Annotated in this window: 16 protein-coding genes; 6 read left to right on the top strand and 10 right to left on the bottom strand. The window is 72.0% G+C overall.

Translation table 11 applies throughout. The features are described 5' to 3' along the window. Positions 1–485: 485 nt before the first annotated feature. Positions 486–686, top strand: a complete 201-nt coding sequence (locus PPSIR1_RS20330; RefSeq protein WP_006973017.1) for a helix-turn-helix domain-containing protein — start codon at positions 486–488, stop codon at positions 684–686. Positions 687–860: 174 nt separating this feature from the next. Here PPSIR1_RS20330 and PPSIR1_RS20325 read toward each other — a convergent pair whose 3' ends face one another. The 6 genes from PPSIR1_RS20325 to PPSIR1_RS20300 are packed head-to-tail and all read right to left on the bottom strand — an operon-like array spanning position 861 to position 5,694. Continuing rightward, entirely contained in the window at positions 861–1,622 is a 762-nt protein-coding gene (locus PPSIR1_RS20325) for a class I SAM-dependent methyltransferase (protein ID WP_006973016.1), read from the bottom strand. Between the two features lie 59 nt (positions 1,623–1,681). After that, entirely contained in the window at positions 1,682–2,770 is a 1,089-nt protein-coding gene (locus PPSIR1_RS20320) for a hypothetical protein (protein ID WP_006973015.1), read from the bottom strand. Continuing rightward, on the bottom strand, positions 2,751–3,164 hold the full coding sequence (locus PPSIR1_RS49440; protein WP_006973014.1) for a hypothetical protein: 414 nt from the start codon (positions 3,162–3,164) through the stop codon (positions 2,751–2,753). The genes PPSIR1_RS20320 and PPSIR1_RS49440 overlap by 20 nt, the downstream gene beginning before the upstream one ends. Before the next feature lie 7 nt (positions 3,165–3,171). Continuing rightward, the gene (locus tag PPSIR1_RS20310; RefSeq protein WP_157595754.1) at positions 3,172–4,302 is read right to left on the bottom strand and encodes a DUF2271 domain-containing protein; all 1,131 of its coding nucleotides are present in this window, start codon (positions 4,300–4,302) and stop codon (positions 3,172–3,174) included. A 22-nt stretch (positions 4,303–4,324) separates the two neighbouring features. Continuing rightward, positions 4,325–5,197, bottom strand: a complete 873-nt coding sequence (locus PPSIR1_RS43295; protein ID WP_232296515.1) for a DUF4266 domain-containing protein — start codon at positions 5,195–5,197, stop codon at positions 4,325–4,327. Between the two features lie 5 nt (positions 5,198–5,202). After that, positions 5,203–5,694, bottom strand: a complete 492-nt coding sequence (locus PPSIR1_RS20300; RefSeq protein ID WP_006973011.1) for a hypothetical protein — start codon at positions 5,692–5,694, stop codon at positions 5,203–5,205. Positions 5,695–5,768: 74 nt separating this feature from the next. On the opposite strand from PPSIR1_RS20300, the gene PPSIR1_RS20295 reads away from it, so the two are divergent. Both PPSIR1_RS20295 and PPSIR1_RS20290 read left to right on the top strand, forming a co-directional pair. Further along, positions 5,769–6,962 (top strand): DUF3570 domain-containing protein, encoded by a 1,194-nt coding sequence (locus tag PPSIR1_RS20295; protein ID WP_006973010.1) that lies wholly within the window; start codon positions 5,769–5,771, stop codon positions 6,960–6,962. A 3-nt stretch (positions 6,963–6,965) separates the two neighbouring features. Further along, the gene (locus PPSIR1_RS20290; RefSeq protein ID WP_006973009.1) at positions 6,966–7,511 is read left to right on the top strand and encodes a TlpA family protein disulfide reductase; all 546 of its coding nucleotides are present in this window, start codon (positions 6,966–6,968) and stop codon (positions 7,509–7,511) included. On the opposite strand, the gene PPSIR1_RS20285 is transcribed toward PPSIR1_RS20290, so the two are convergent. Then, entirely contained in the window at positions 7,508–8,539 is a 1,032-nt protein-coding gene (locus PPSIR1_RS20285; protein ID WP_006973008.1) for an NAD(P)/FAD-dependent oxidoreductase, read from the bottom strand. The genes PPSIR1_RS20290 and PPSIR1_RS20285 overlap by 4 nt on opposite strands. Before the next feature lie 84 nt (positions 8,540–8,623). Here PPSIR1_RS20285 and PPSIR1_RS20280 point away from each other — a divergent pair, with 84 nt between their 5' ends. Further along, on the top strand, positions 8,624–9,328 hold the full coding sequence (locus PPSIR1_RS20280) for a DUF899 domain-containing protein (protein WP_006973007.1): 705 nt from the start codon (positions 8,624–8,626) through the stop codon (positions 9,326–9,328). Positions 9,329–9,501: 173 nt separating this feature from the next. Next, the gene (locus tag PPSIR1_RS20275; protein ID WP_006973006.1) at positions 9,502–12,627 is read left to right on the top strand and encodes a serine/threonine-protein kinase; all 3,126 of its coding nucleotides are present in this window, start codon (positions 9,502–9,504) and stop codon (positions 12,625–12,627) included. A 15-nt stretch (positions 12,628–12,642) separates the two neighbouring features. On the opposite strand, the gene PPSIR1_RS20270 is transcribed toward PPSIR1_RS20275, so the two are convergent. The 3 genes from PPSIR1_RS20270 to PPSIR1_RS20260 all read right to left on the bottom strand — a co-directional run bounded on the left by PPSIR1_RS20270 (position 12,643) and on the right by PPSIR1_RS20260 (position 14,225). Then, positions 12,643–13,062 (bottom strand): hypothetical protein, encoded by a 420-nt coding sequence (locus PPSIR1_RS20270; RefSeq protein ID WP_006973005.1) that lies wholly within the window; start codon positions 13,060–13,062, stop codon positions 12,643–12,645. 27 nt (positions 13,063–13,089) lie between these two features. Beyond that, positions 13,090–13,509, bottom strand: a complete 420-nt coding sequence (locus tag PPSIR1_RS20265; RefSeq protein WP_006973004.1) for a hypothetical protein — start codon at positions 13,507–13,509, stop codon at positions 13,090–13,092. Between the two features lie 92 nt (positions 13,510–13,601). Further along, positions 13,602–14,225 (bottom strand): metallophosphoesterase family protein, encoded by a 624-nt coding sequence (locus tag PPSIR1_RS20260; RefSeq protein ID WP_157595753.1) that lies wholly within the window; start codon positions 14,223–14,225, stop codon positions 13,602–13,604. A gap of 276 nt (positions 14,226–14,501) precedes the next feature. Between PPSIR1_RS20260 and PPSIR1_RS20255 the strand changes: the two genes are divergently transcribed. Beyond that, a complete protein-coding gene (locus PPSIR1_RS20255) occupies positions 14,502–14,945 on the top strand; it encodes a CBS domain-containing protein (RefSeq protein WP_045116400.1) in 444 nt (147 codons plus the stop codon). The last annotated feature ends 100 nt before the right edge of the window (positions 14,946–15,045 follow it).

The raw sequence follows: 15,045 nt of genomic DNA, 5'->3' as shown, positions 1-15,045 counted from the left end.
AGCCGCGCGGACGACTCACGCACGGTCGCGTGGCGTCTGCGAAAACCTGACGAAGGGCTGGTGTTGGGTGGGCAAGCGGAGCCTTCGACACGTGATGGCAGGGGCGGCTCGATGCGTGATCCGGTTCGATGAGGAGCGCTCTCGCAGACTGGCGGGATACCCGCACACCTCTTCAAATCTGACATTCGATATCAAAGAAATCCAAAAATCCATCTCTAGAGGCTCTCATCGGCCGATTTCGAGTGGAGAGAATAAATTATTTGATTTTGGATTTCATTATCGTCAATTGAAGTGCAGAGAGAATCCATGAGTCGCTACCGAGGACCCAGGCCAAGCGCAGCCCCACCGTCTCGGGCGGGCTCGATAACGCGGTGGTCGCCAGCGTGATCTGGGAGGCCTTCCAGGACGGCTACGAAGCCGGCCCCGCGAGCCGAGCGATCGGCTGCTGACTCCGCCCTCTCCCCTCGCCCATCGAAGAACCCGCCATGCATCAGCCCAGCACCGCCGTGACCCCCGAGTACCTCGAGCCCGAGGACGTCGCCGCGCTCCTCGGCGTCCACCGCAAGGCCATCTACGACCTCGCCGCCCGCGGTGAGATCCCGGGCGCGCACCGGGCCGGACACATGCTGCGCTTTCGCTGCGACGCGCTCATCGAGTGGTTCGACGCAGCGCCCCTGACCAGCTGAAGGGCGCGCCGAGGAGACCCGCAAGGCCTCGGGCCTGGTTCACGACCCCAAGGCCGTCGAGATCGTCGAGCGCCTCGACTACGACTTCGACGAGTGGCGCGGGATCCCGAGCCTGCTCGGCGCCTCCTTGCGCACGCGCATCTTCGACGACGAGGTGTCCACTTTCTCGGACGCCTACCCCGCGCTCGCCGACACGACCCACACCGAGCTGCCCAGGTCGATCCCCGCGCCGTCGAAGGACCCGGCGACCAGGGCCTCGAAGTCGCGGCGCAGAGCGGCCGACTGCTCGGCGTCGGCCGCCTCGAACAAACGCGCCGACGGGCTCCACTCGCAGTAGTAGTTCAGCGCCGCCTCGGCGTCGCCCTGGACGCGCAGCGTGAGGCTCTGGGCCTCGATCTCGACGGCGCCAAAGCCTGACTCGTGCAGCAAGGCTGCGAGGGCGTCGCGGTCGGCGAGGGACCAGGGCCCCGGCCCGCCGGGCGCGTAGCTGGGCGTCGATACGTGGCGCTCGAACACCTCGACGGCGTCGCGGATCCACGGGTTGTGGGCCATGGCTCGCCAGACGAGCGCCACGAAGCGGCCGCCATCGCCGAGCCAGCCGCGCATGTTGGCGAAGGCCGCGGCCGGGTCCGGGAAGAACATGACCCCAAAGCGCGACAGGACTCGGTCGACGGGCTCGGAGGGGGTCCAGGTCTGGGCGTCGGCGTCGAGCAAGCGCAGCGTTGGGCAGGCCGCTCGGGCCGCGCAGAGCATGGGCTCGGAGATGTCCACGCCGCACACCTTCGCCGGCCCGCAAACCCTGGCCACCGCCGCGGTCAGCGAGCCCATGCCGCAGCCCACGTCGACCACCGCCATGCCCTTCTTCAGCTGCGCGCGCTCGAGCAGGAGATCTTCGTAGGGCTGCAGCAGCGCCGCGAGGCGGGCGTGGTTGCGCACCCACCTCGCGCCTCCGCGCTGGTTCCAGTATTCGCGTTGGCTGCTCGACTCGGGATGGCTCACGGCGCGTCCCCGAGCACGCGGATGCTGTCGGGCGAGTCGAGCAGCAGCTGCGGGTTCGCCTGGGCCGGCGACACCACGTTGAGGATCCCCTGGACCTCGAGCTCGAGGCCCGGCTTGACCAGCTTGTTGCGGCCGTTGACCGCGGCCTCCGGCGAGGCCGCCCAGATCTCACCGAGGCGCCCGCGGATGGCCTCGAAGGCGTCCATGTCCTCGAAGTTGACCAATGTGTAGTTGCGCCGGATGCCGTCGGCGTCCTCGACCTGGAGGGCGTAGATGTCGAAGATGATCTGCGGGCTCTTGGGGAACAGCACCAGCCGCCCGCGCAGGGTCGTGGGCTCGCCGTGGTGCTCGGCCACGCGCTCGAGCAGCTCGAGGGGCTGCGCGGCCTCGGTGTCGAGGAGCCAGTGGGCGGGCTTGCCTGGGTAGGGCGCGGGTGCGACGGCGACGCGGACCTTGTCGTTGCGCCACAGGTCGTTCACGAGCTCGGGCCGGCTGACCCGCACGGGGACCACCGCGTCTTGCCACTCGAGCACCAGGACCGATCCTTCTCCGCCGACGGCGTGGACCTTGGCGACGATCTCGGTCTCCTCCAAGAGCCCCTCGGGGAGCGACAGCTCGCGCGCGTAGGCCGGCGTCTCGTAGGCGGAGGCGTAGGCCTCGACGAGCTCGACCTTGGAGACGCGGACGTGGGGCTTGGACGCCCCGTTGCCGACGAAGCTGCCGTAGAGGCGGACCTCGTCGTGACGGCTCAGCTCGGCGAGGGCGGCGTAGCTCTCCTTGGTCGGGGCCAGGGGGAGGTCGACGTAAGCGAAGAAGTCCCCGGGCTTGCGGTAGGTGAACACGAACAGCCCCGCCTCGGGGACCGAGGCGTGCATCCAACCGACGAGCCCCTCGCCCTGGAGCGCGGCCTCGAGGCCGTCCCAGTCGTCGGGCTCGATCGCGGGGGCCTCCCCTACCGCGACCCCAGCGCCCGCGTGCTCGGCCCCCTCGAGATCGAGGGACTTCGTGTCCGTGGGCGTGGTCGCGCAGCTGGCGAGGGCGAGGCTGAGGGCGACGAGGAGGCGATCAGTCGTCGTCGTCGTCATCCTCGTCATCGTCCTCGTCCTCGTCGTCCTCGTCGTCCTCGTCGTCCTCGTCATCCTCGTCATCCTCGTCGTCCTCGTCGTCCTCGTCGTCCTCGTCGTCCTCGTCGTCCTCGTCGGAGCCCGAGGGAGGCAGATCGGGGAGGCCCGGGAGAGTATCAACGCCGTCGTCCTCTTCCGTCACGCCGCCGTCGTCGGTGGTCGTCGAGCTCTCGCTCTCGCTCTCTTCGTCTCCCCCCTCGTCGGTGGTGCCGACCTCGTCGTCGCTGGTCTCCGACCACGGAGGCGTCGACGTGGTCGCGGTGGTCGTCCCGTCTTCGTTGTTGCCGAGCCCGCCGCAGCCCGAGAGGGCGAGGGCGAGGGCGAGGAGCGGTCCAGATTGCAAGGAGCGATGCATGGCGGTCTCAGGGGCTGTAGAGCAGGATGTCGGTGAAGCGCGCGGGGTCTCCCGCGCTGAGTTCGGTGATCAGGGTCGGACCTGCGCCGAGCTCGAAGTCGATGGCCATGGTCGGACCCGGCGCGGCGTTGCCGTTGGAGTTGACCTCGGTGATCTCGGCGCGCAGGCGGTAGAGGCCCGGCGTCGCCGGGGTCCCGTCGGCCCGGAGCAGGTCCCAGGTCGCCTGGTGCGTGCCGTGGACCCGACGGGTCGCGTAGGTGATGGCGTCGACGTCGTTCTCCGCGCTGGCGGAGACCCAGGTCACGAGGTGCTCGCGTCGAACATCGCCCCAGACCTCGAGGCTGCGCACGAAGACGCCCTGCGCGTCCTCGATCCAGATCGCGCCCACGTGCCGCGGCCCGTACTTGCCGCCGTAGCTCGTCGTGCGCACGCGGCAGGTCAGCACCTCCGGCGGCGCGCTGGGGTCGTGGGCGCGGAGCAGGGCGTCGAGGACGGAGTCGGGATCGAGGGCCTCGTAGCCGTGGATGGCGACGGCGAGGGTGTTCGTGCCGGGGACCAGCAGCGCCGGATCCGGGAAGGCGTGATAGTAGTGAAAGGCGTCGTAGAGGATGGTCTCGCTCAGGCTGTAGACGCTGGGCTCGAGCAGGCTCGGGCTCGCGGGCACGTTGGTGCGAAACACCTCCGTGCCGTTGAGCCAGACCACCGCGCCGTCGTCGCGACGCAAGCGCAGGTTCAAGCCGGACACGGCGCCCGGATCCTCGACCTCGAAGCGGGTCCGAAAGCGCGCGGGGCCGGCAGGGATCGGCGTCGCGACCTGGAGCAGCGCCCCCAGCGGAGCGGGGCCCTCGGACCAGGCGCTGTCGTCGAAGGCAGGGCTCATCCACTCGGGCGAAGCCGCGGCGCCCGTCTCGTAGCGCCAGGTCGCCCCCGGCTCCACGAAGGTCGGGTTCGCCTCGCCGCCCTCTTCGTCCGAGCCCGAGCCCTCCGTCTCCGGGAGGCCGGTGTCGGGCAGGTTGCCCTCCTCGCCGAGCTCGTCCGAGCCCCACTGCGGGCCGGCGTCGCTCGGCGCCTCGGGGTCTTCGATGCGCAACCCGCCGGGGTCTTCGCAGGCGACCAGACACAGCACCGCCGCGCCCACCAAGGCCGAGACTCCAAGGCGCTCAGTTGCAGCCACAGCCACCTCCGGCGCCCCCGAGCGCCCCCGCCGAGCCCTCTCGATACTCGACCGCGTGGTGCGGCCCGGCCATCAAATCCGCGTCGAGCTCCAGCTCCATGTCGGGCTGCGCGAGGCGGCCGCGCTCGTAGGGCTGGACGTTGACGCAGGCGCTCGCGCTCAGAGCCGCGACGACGGCCACCGCAGCCAGCGTCGAGCGTCGACGCAGGCCCGCGAGGCCGAGCAGGCCCAGCGCGAGCAGCCCCCAGCGGCCTCGCTCCGGCGTGTCGGCGATCTGGCAGCCTTGTTCGGCGTAGCCCAGGGGTCGCAGCTCGCGGTTCTCCAGGGCGACGGAGTCCCCCGACGCGTCCCCCGAACCATCGCCCGCGACCGCGGCGATGTGCAGGTTGATCGGGCCCACGCTCGCTTCGTCGGGCGCCTGCCACTGCGCGCGCAGGCGGTGCGCCCCGCAGTCGCCGATGGTCAACAACACGCGCTCGTCCTCGAGCTCGACCTGCTTCGCCGCCCGGTTCCCGCTGCCGCACAGCTCCGGCGGCGTCAGCAGATCCTCCGGGGGCAAGCTCAGCGAGCCCACGGCTCGGCCGTCCCCGTCGGTGAACTCTGCGAGCACGGACGCGTGCTCGATGGTCGGCGACCACGCGATGTCGAGGGTGTAGGTCGCGCCCGCGGCCCAGCCCCCGAGCGGGAGGCCCTCGACCTCGAGGGCGAAGTCCTTCGCGCCGCCGCCGTGGCAGGCGTCGCAGCCGTAGCCGTCCCCGCGCGAGCCCGTGTAGTAGCGCCCCGCCCCGCCGCCTTCGTGGGCCGGGGCGTCGAACAGCTTGGGGTTGGAGTAGGCCAGCGCGGCCAGGACGAACACCATCGCGTTCACGGCTGCGGCCCCCCGTCGAAGGTGATCTCCCCCGCGGCCCAGCCCCGCACGAGCTGCCAGCGCGCGTCCTCCCGAGACCACGGGTTGCGATCCCAGCGGTCCTTGCCCCCGTGGCCGCGACCCTCGAGGGGCTTGACCAGCAGCGGCGCCTCCTCGAGGCCCTCGCCCCCGTGGACGAGGGCCGCCCGCGCCCGCTGGTAGCTCAGCCACATCTCCTCTTCCGTCGGCGGATCGAAGGGGCTCGGGGCCGCGTCTTCCTCGTCGAGCTCGGAGGGATCCACGGGCAGCCGAGTCCGCCCCGGGCCCCAGACCACGAAGAAGCGCTCCTCGTCGCCGTGGCAGTTGCTCATGCCGCAGTCCCGGAGCAGGACCGGGTAGACCTCGGACCGGAACAGCTCGTAGTCGGGCGCGGGCAGGGTGCTCGGATCCGACGCGCAAGCGGTCAGCAGCAGGCAAGCTGCCGCGCAGGCGGCGACATGTGCGCGCATCGACGGAGGATGTAGCACTCAAACATGAAGATGACAATCGTTTTCATATCCACTAGGCTCCGCCAGCTCCACGCATGCACCGGCTCATCCAGATCGTCGCGTTTACCGCGATAGTCAGCGTTTGCTTTGGCGTCGGCCGGGCGCAGGCCGTCCTCGCACCCGAGCCGGAGGGCGAGACCGCCCCGGTCGCCGAGGCCGACCCCGAGCCCTCCCGAGCCCCCAAGCTCGAGCGGGAAGTCGAGCGCGAGGTCGCCGGCTCCCTCTACGTGCGCAGCGACAGCGACGGCACCACGGTGGTCGCCCCGCGGATCCGCTTCCGCCAGGACTTCGGGCGCACCGGCCTCGACTTCGTCTACTCCGCCGACGTGTGGACCAGCGCCTCCGTCGACATCCGCACGGCCGCGAGCCCCCTCGTCGAAGAGCGCCGCGACGCCATCGATCTGGCCGTCGACCACGAGCGCGGGAGCGTGCAGCTGACCGGGGCCTACCGCGTGTCCCTCGAGGCGGACTACGCCTCCCACGGGCCCACCCTCGGCGTCGCCTGGGAGGGGCTGCAGCGCAACCTCCGGGTCGAAGGGCGCGCGTCGCTGAGCGAAGATCGGGTCGGGCGCGCGGGCGACCCGGGCTTTCGTCGACCGCTGCGCACGGTCAGCGCGTGGCTCGGCATCACCCAGCTGCTCGGGCGCGGGACGCTGCTGCAAGTCGCCGTCGAGCAGCGCAGCAGCTTCGGCTACCACGCGAGCCCCTACCGCTGGGTCGGCCTCGGCGGCTCGCCGCGCTGCGCCGGCCTCACGCCGCTGTGCGTGCCGGAGGTCGCCCCGGAGCAGCGCTACCGCCAGGCCGCGTCGCTGCGCCTGCGCCAGGCCCTGGGCAAGCGCGCGTCCGTGGGCGCGGGCTACCGCTTTTACTACGACAGCTGGCGGCTCCAGTCCCACACCGCCCTCGCCGATCTGCGCGTCGTCCTCGGCCGCAGCGTGCTGCTCGAGCTCGGCTACCGGGCCTACTTCCAGGGCGCGGCGTGGTTCTACCGCTCGCGCTACGAGCTCGCCGCGCTCCCGGCCTTCGTGACCCGCGACCGCGAGCTGTCCTCGATGTTCGACCACGGCGGCACCTTGCTCATCGACTGGCGCCGCGAGCTCGCCCGCGCCCCCGTCGAGCTGGGCGCGGGCCTGCACACCGAGCTCATCTACTACGGCTACGACGACTTCCCTGGCCTCGACCGCGTGCTCGCGGGCCAGGGCACCTTGAGCCTCCACGCGAGCTTCTGAGCCATGACCACGACCATGACCATGACCCGGGCCCTCCCACGACCCCACTCCCTGCTCCTGTGCGCGGCCTTGCTCGCCATGCCCCTCGCCTGCGACGGCGGGACCAAGACCGCGGCCCCGAGCGACGCCGTCGGCCAGGCCGCCCCCGCCCTCGCCGGCCAGGACCTGTCCGGCGCCCCCGTGAGCCTCGCCGAGCTCCGCGGCAAGGTCGTCATCGTCGACTTTTGGGCCTCGTGGTGCGAGCCCTGCGAGGCCGCCATGCCCACCCTCGAGGGCCTGTCCCGAGCCTACGGCGAGGCGCTCGTGATCGTCGGCGTGTCCGTCGACGAAGACGAGGCCGCCATGCGCGAATTCGCCGAGCGGGTCGCGGTCAGCTTCCACCTCGTGCACGACCTCGACCACGCCATCGCCGACGCCTGGGCGCCCCCGAAGATGCCGACGACCTACGTCATCGACCGCGCCGGTAACGTCGCCGCGGTCCAGGCCGGCTACGACGAGGCCGCCGAGGGCCGGCTGCGCGCGGCGATCGACCGCGCCCTCGCCGACTAAGCCGTCCGGGCCGCGAGCCAGGCCTGCGCGAGACTGCGCCCCGAGGTGAACGCGCCCTCGACCCGCGGGCCGCCGCACCAATCTCCGCACACGCCCAGGCCCAGATCGGCGTCGAGCAGGTGCGGCTCGGGGATGCCCTCGGGCTTGGCGAAGCGCCAGCGGTGCGCGCTGCGGTGGGCCGCGGGGATCGAGCGACCGACGAGGGCCTCGAAGCGCGCGTGCAGCTCCCGCGCGACGGCCTCGGCCGGCTCCTCGAGATGCGCTCGGGTCCAGTCCGGATCCGCGTGCAGCACCCACGCCGCGCCGCCGCTGCGCCCGGGCTTGCTGCCCCCGTCGGCGACCCACGAAAAGGCCCCGCCCGACACGAAGGCCGCGTCGAAGCCGAGATCGAGCGCAGGGTCTTCGGGGCGCAGCATCCCCGCCCAGCAAGGCTCGAAGGTGCACGCCCGGCTGCGCTCGGCGAGCGCGGGGGCGTGGGCCTCGAGCAGGGGGGTGGCCTGGGCGCTGGGCAGGTTGAGCAGCACCGCCTCGAAGCCCTCGCTGCGCTCGCCGGCCTCGTCGACGAGGGTCCACCCCTGGACCCCGCGCTCGAGGGCCTGGATGCGCCGCTTTCGATGCACCCGCGCCTCGTCCACGCCCGCTCGGGCCGCGAGCAGCTTGCCCAGGGCGCTCATCCCCGGGACGCCGACGTAGCGCGGGGTCTCATCCTCGACGGCCGAGCGCCCCGCGGCGAGCGTGCCCTCGACGGCGATCAGGCGCGGCCGCCAGCGCGCGAGCGAGCCGGCCTCGAGCCCCGCCTCGACCACGGCCTGAAACGCGGGCGTGCGCGCGGTGAAGTACTGGGCGCCGTGGTCAAAGCGCAGGGTCAGCCCGTCCACGCTCGCGCGCCGCGTGCTGCAGCGCCCGCCGAGGCCCCGGGACTTGTCGAACACGCTGACGCGCCAGCCCGCCTCGCCCAACACTCGCGCGCAGGCGAGTCCGCCCACGCCCGCGCCCACGATCGCCACCGAGCCTCGCCCCTGGTTCATGTCCCGTGCATGGCAGCCGAGGGACACGCTGGCAAGCCGAGCGGCCCCTGGCCGTCACCAACGCGCAGATCGTAAGCTGCGTGCATGACGCAGCCCCGCATCGTCACCCGGGCCGAGTGGCTCGAAGCCCGCGCCGCCTTGCTCGCCGAAGAAAAGCGCATGTCCAAGCTCCGCGACGAGCTCAACGCCAAGCGCCGCGCCATGCCCTGGGTGCGCGTCGAGGCCGACTATCGGTTCACGGACGCGGCCGGCGAGCACGCCCTCGCCGAGTTGTTCGAGGGCCGCAGCCAGCTCATCGTCCAGCACTTCATGTTTGGGCCCGACTGGGACGAGGGCTGCCCGAGCTGCTCGTTTTGGGCCGACAACTACGACGGCACCGTGGTCCACCTCAACGCCCGAGACATCAGCTTCGTCGCCGTGTCCAACGCGCCCGTGGCCAAGCTCGAGGCCTACAAGGCGCGCATGGGCTGGGGCTTTCGCTGGCTCTCGTCCATGGGCAGCACCTTCAACCGCGACTACCAGGTGAGCTTCACCCGCGCGGAGCTCGACGCGGGCGAGGCGATCTACAACTACGCCAAGAAGGGCTTCCCGAGCACCGAGGCCCCGGGCGCCAGCGTGTTCACCCGGGACGAGCAGGGGCGCATCTTCCACACCTACTCGACCTACGCCCGCGGCCTCGACATGCTCAACGGCGCCTACCACTACATGGACCTCGTTCCGAAGGGTCGAGACGAGGACGAGCTGCCCTACTCCATGGCCTGGCTGCGCCGCCACGACAGCTACACCTAAAGCACGACAGACGCGCACGGTAAGCGCTTACAGACAGCGCGCGCCTCTCTCGTGGCCGGCGCGCCCACCGAGGCCGCGGAGCCTGTAGACTCATTTCACGCCGTGGCTGGGGCCCGGTCAGCCTGGATGGACTCGGCCCCGCCGTGGGTGGGCGGACGAGAGGATGAAGACGCGTGAGGAACTCGCTCGAGCCGACAGCTGGTGCCGACCCGGCTGAGCGTCCCAGCCCGGAGATCGCCGGCGAGGCCCGCTCGAATCCCGAGTCCCTCGCCGAGACCCTCGAGGTCCACGGGCCGGAGCAGACGCTGGACTCGAGCGAGACCGCGCGCGCAGACGCGCGGGCCCCTGCCCTCGCGCGGGGCGAGCTCGTCGATCGCTACGTGATCCTGGACCGGGTCGGGGCCGGGGCGATGGGGGTCGTCTACGCGGCCTACGATCCCGAGCTCGATCGCCGCGTCGCCCTCAAGCTGCTGCTCCCGGCCAAGGCCGAGGGCACGGGGGCAGCCCAGGCCCGCGCCCGCCTGCTCCGCGAAGCCCAGGCCCTCGCCAAGCTGACCCACCCCAACGTCGTGGCCGTCTACGACGTGGGCACCGTCGGCGAGCGCGTGTGGGTGGCCATGCAGTTCGTCCACGGCCAGACCCTGAGCGAGTGGAAGCGCGCGACCAAGGCCGGCTGGCGCGAGGTCCTCGCGCTCATGCTCCAAGCCGGCGAGGGCCTGGCCGCGGCCCACGAGGTCGGCCTGCTGCACCGCGACTTCAAGCCCGACAACGTGATGGTCGGAGACGACGGCGTCGTCCGGGTCATGGACTTTGGCCTGGCCCGGGCCCACCGCGACGGGCCGAGCGCGACGCCGGACGAGCAGCGCCCCGCCGTCGAGCCGCAGCTCGGGACCACGCGCCTCGAGGCCCAGGTGACCCACGCCGGGGCGCTGCTGGGCACGCCGGCCTACATGGCCCCCGAGCAGTTCGCGGGCGAGCGCGTCGAGGCGGCGGCCGATCAGTTCTCCTTCTGCGTCAGCTTGTGGCAGCTGCTCCACGGCGAGCGCCCCTTCGCCGGCGACTCCGTGTTCGCCCTCGCCATCGCCACGCGCCGGGGCGAGCTGCGGTCGCCTCCGCCGCAAGTCGGCGTGCCGCGCTGGGTCCGTCGAGCCTGCGCCAAGGGCCTGGCCTTCGAGCCCGACCAACGCCACCCGAGCCTGCGCGCGCTGCTCGAGCTCCTCGATCGCGGCCTGGCGCGGGAGCGGTCCAGGCGAGGCCGCCGCTGGGCCCTCGCGGGGGTCGGCGCGCTCGCGGCCATCGCAGCCGGCCTCGCGGGCCAGCAGCGCTACGAACACCAGCAGCGCGTGGCGAGCTGCGAAGCCGCGGGCGAGTCGATCGACGCCGTGTGGAACGACGCCCGGCGAGAGGAGCTGCGCGCGGGGTTGATCGACACCGGGGAGCCCTACGCCGCCGAGGTCGTCGAGCAGATCATGCCCTGGCTCGACGGCGAGGCCCGCGAGTGGCGGGCGGGCAGCGTCGAGGCCTGCACCCGGGGCGAGGTCGAGGGCAGCTGGGACGCGCAGACCTACGACAAGGCGCTGTGGTGCCTCGAGGACGGCCGGATTCAGCTCTCGACCGTGGTCACCCAGCTGTCCCAGGCCGACGCGAGCGTGGTCCCCCAGGCCGTGCGCGCGGTCGCCAGCCTCAACGCCATGGCCGCCTGCACCGACGAGGCGGTCCTCGCCACCATGCCCGCGCCGCCGCCCGCCGCCCAGCGCGGTCAGATGCTCGCCGCCCGCCAGTCCCTCAGCGAGGGCACCTACCTGCGCGTGGCCGGGAAGTACGCCGAGAGCCTCGAGACGGCCCGGCGCGCCCGCGAGCAAGCCGACGCCCTGGCCTGGCCGCCGCTGCAGATCGCCGCCTTGCTCGGCGAGGTCCAGTCGCACAAGTTGTTGGCGAACAACGAGGAGGCCGAGCGCCTCGCCATCGAGGGCTACGTCCTCGCCGTCGGCTCGCGCAGCTGGTCCGAGGCCGCGGCCCTGGCTTCGGAGCTCGTGTTCGTCGTGGGCTATCAGCAGTCGCGGCTGGAAGAGGGCGTCGTGTGGTCCAAGAGCGCCCAGGCCCTGCTCGCGCTCAGCGGGGACGCGAACGACCTCGGCCTCGCCAAGCTGCGCCGAGACCTCGCCTCGTCTCGCTACGCGGCGGGGGACTACGCCGGGGCCGTCGAGGGCTTCGAGGCCGCGCTCGCCATCGAGGAGCGGGCGCTGGGCCCCGAGCACCCGACCGTCGCCCAGGAGCGGGTCAACCTGGGCACCGCCTGCTACGGCGCCGGCGACTACGCCCGCGCCCGCGAGCAACTCACCGAGGCCGTCGCGCTCCACCGCGCCGCCCTCGGCAGCCACCACCCGGACACGGCCAACGCCCTCAACGCCCTCGCCACGGTGAACCGGACCCTCGGGGAGCACGACGAGGCCCTCGAGAATTACGAGGCCGCGCTCGCTGCCTTGCGCGGATCGCTGGGGCCCGAGCACCCCGAGGTCGCCCACGCCCTGTCCAACCTCGCCTCGCTCCACCGCGACCAGGGGGACTTCGACCAGGCGCGCGCGCTCTCGGAGGAGTCCCTCGCCCTGCTCGAGAAGCACTACGGCCCCGACGACCAGCACCTCGGGCACTCTCTCATGGGCCTGGCCAACCTGAACGCGCGACGAGAAGCCTACCCCGAGGCCCAGGCCCTCTACGAGCGCATCGTCCGGCTCTACGAGGCCAACCTGGGCCCCGAGCACCCCGAGCTGTCCAAGCCCCTCAACAACCTCGGCTTCGTGCTCAGCGCCCAGGGCGACCACGCGGGCGGCCTCGAGCACTACGAGCGCGCCCTCGCCATTCGCGAGAAGACCCTGGGCCCCGAGCACCCCCGCGTCGCCACGACCCGCTCGGGCATCGGCGAGCTCCACCTCGAAGCCGGCGAGCTCGCCCTGGCGCGGGACGAGTTCGAGGCCGCGCTGGCGATCCGCGAGCAAGCGGACGGGCCCGAGGCCGACCGCACCCTCGGCGTCGTGGCCTCGCTCGCCCAGGTCGCCCTCGAGCAGGGCCGGGCGCGCGAGGCGAGCGAGCTGGCGCAGCGGGTCGTCGACGCGTGGACGAAGGCGGGCAAGTCGGCCGAGCAGCTCGCGCCCTCGCGCTGGGTCCTCGCCCGCGCGCGCGCGCAGCTCGACGGCCCCAGCCCAGAGACCATCGCGCTCGCCGAGCTCGCCCGCGAAGGCTACGCCGACGACGCCGAGACCCTGGCGGCCATCGACGCGTGGCTCGAGCGAAACGACTGAGCCGCCCTTTCGTGGTCAAAAGCCGCAGTCTTGGGCGGCGCCGACGGTGTACTCGAAGTCCTCTTCGACCCCGCTGATGACGTAGGTGCCCTCGGGCACGGTGATGCTGCACCCCGCCTCCGGCGTCTGGCAGTCGTCCGTGCACGCGCCGCCAGCCTGGCTCTCGATCACCGCCACGCCGGTGACCACGAGCGCGCCGTCGACCAGCTCGACCTCGCAGCTGGACTCTTGCAGCGAGTCGCAGCTCGAGCTCATGCACGCGGCGAAGCCGACGTCGAAGTTCAGCGTGGCCTCGCCGTCGACGACGGCCTCGGACTCGACGCAGATCTGCTCGAGGGTCTCGACCTCGGAGGTCTCGGTCCTCAGGGAGCACGCGCCGAGGCTCAGCAGGGCGCACGCGGACAGGGCAATGGACAGGCGCTTCATCGACTTCATCGGGGTCTCCTCAATCCTTCGAGTGGTTCAGAACCCGCACTCCATGGGCTCGCCGCCGACCTCGTACTCCATCTCGGCCTCCCCGGCGCGGACGAGGTAGGTGTCCACGGGGACCGTGATCGAGCACTCGGCCGTGACCGCGCCGCAGTCGGCCGTACAGCTGCCGTTGGTCTGGGCCTCGATGGTCGCGGAGCCGCTGACCTCGAGCACGCCGTCGACCAGCTCGACCTCGCAGCTCGCGTCGACCAGCTTGTCGCAGCTCGAGCTCAGGCAGGCGTCGAAGGCCACCTCGAGGGTGAGCTGGGTGTCTCCGCCCTCGATGCCGGTCTCCTCGATGCACACCGACTCGAGGACCTCGACCTCGTACTCCTCGGTCTGGGTGCAGCCCGGGGCGGCGAGCAGGCAAAGCAGGGCGGACAGGGCCGTGAACGCGGGAAGACGTGCCATCGCTCGCTGTGGTCCCCGGCCGAGCGCGGGCGGTTCACGCCCCCGACGCCCCGGGCCGGGGCCATCCTCACCCGGGACCCATTGAACCACTCTCATCGCAGCGAGACCGCGCCCCCCGTGCGCATCGAGTAGACCTCGAGGGTCATCGCGGGCAGCACCAGGACCGCGCAGGTCGGGCCGAGGGCGCAGCGCCCCTTGGTCACCGAGCCGGGGTTGCACAGCCAGTGGTGGGCCCAGCGAAAGCGCATCGGGATGTGCGTGTGGCCGAGCACGACCACGTCGGGGTCGTGGCGACGCAGGCATCGCCGCATGCGCTTGGGCACCATGCCGGGGCGGACGCCGGTGTAGTCCTCGGCGAGGGAGGCGTGGGCCAGGGCGATCTGCTTGCCCGCCCAAGTGTAGCTGCGCGTGCGCGGCAGGGCGTCGAGCCAGCGCACCGTGTCGCGGCTCATGCCACATCCGCGGGGCTCGAGGCCGGCGTGGCGCACCGCGTTGGCGTCGTGGTTGCCCTGGACCGTGGGGATATACAGGGCCTCGAGGCGCTCGACGACGGCGTCGGGCCGCGGGCCCTTCTCGACCACGTCGCCGAGGCAGACGACCCGGTCGACTCCGGCGGCTTCGAGGATGGTCAGGGCGCGTTCGAGGTGGTCGAGGTGGGCGTGGATATCGGAGATGAGGCCGACCCGGAGACCCGGGCGGCGTGAGCGAGGGGACATGCTGAGCTCCCGACGAGGCCGCGCCGCGGCCTGCCCCGCTCCCATCTGGGGGTCGGGCGACCATGGCGCGAAGGCGCGACTCCCCCGCCAAAGCGCGGCTTCAGCGGGAACAGAGGTGGATTCGGGTGCTCAGCGGTGCATCGGCCGACGCTCTGGGCCCAAGCTGACACGCCTTCGGTGCTCCGGCAACGCTGCGCAATTTTTGACCCCCACCGAGCCCGGCGGGCCCAACTTTTGCCGCCGCGTCCCGGCCCCATCTCCGGGATCATCGCCGCGATGCAAGCCCGAGAGCTGATGGTCGCCCCCCTCACAGTGAGCCCCGATGCTTCGGTCCGCGAGCTCGCCGAGACCCTGCTGCGCGAAGGCTCCGAGGGCGCCTGCGTGGTCGAACGCGGCGCCCTCGTCGGCGTGGTCACCTCGATGGATCTGGTGTTCCGCGAAAAGCGGGTCCACCTGCCCTCGGTCCTGAGCATCATGGACTTCACCATCCCCCTCGAGCCCCCCGGTCGCCTCCAGCGCGAGCTCGACAAGATCGCCGGGACCGAGGTCCGTCAGATCATGAGCGCGTCGCCCGTGGTCGTCGGGCCCGACGCGGGCTCGGACGCGGTCGCCAGCGCGATGGTCGACAAGCACATCACGATCTTGCCGGTGGTCGAGGACGGGCGCCTGCTCGGGATGATCACCAAGCCCTCGCTGCTGCGCGCGACCTTTGCTCGCTAGCCCTACCAGGGCTGGGCGCCGCAGCTGCCACCGCTCGCCGATCCGAACCCCGCCACGACCCGCCAGGCGCTCAGCTTCGCGGAATGCACCTGGGAGCTGT

The organism is Plesiocystis pacifica SIR-1 (assembly GCF_000170895.1).
GTDB lineage: Bacteria > Myxococcota_A > Polyangia > Nannocystales > Nannocystaceae > Plesiocystis > Plesiocystis pacifica.
This window is presented reverse-complemented; position numbering and strand designations above follow the sequence as displayed.